The organism is Peribacillus sp. SIMBA_075 (assembly GCF_046534585.1).
Genome location: NZ_JAWRYN010000687.1, coordinates 1 through 269, shown reverse-complemented (window position 1 = coordinate 269; position 269 = coordinate 1). Strand labels below are relative to the sequence as shown.

General features: G+C 39.8%; 1 protein-coding gene. It reads right to left on the bottom strand.

All coding sequences use genetic code 11. The features are described 5' to 3' along the window. The coding region (locus tag SB775_RS29940) for an exosporium leader peptide-containing protein (protein ID WP_410864884.1) at positions 1 to 125 on the bottom strand (125 nt) is incomplete at its 3' end. Between the last annotated feature and the right edge of the window lie 144 nt (positions 126 to 269).

Here is a 269-nt window from a genome sequence, read left to right as displayed (position 1 = left end):
CCTACAGGACCTGTTGGGAAAGTAAAGGGAGGAATAGCTGGAAGTGTTGGCCCCACTAGATTAGGATTAAAGGCCGCAGCCTGAATTCCCTCCCATTTTTTTTGCTCATTTGGTTTATCGAACATATTATTACCTCCAAACAAAATACACTCATTCCTTGGACGAGGAAACAGCTTTCACCTCTACATTAGTCTATGTATAAGTGTGTCACCAATTTCCCTATATGTTATGGTAACCCTTTCATTCGGTTCATTTATTAAATGGACTAA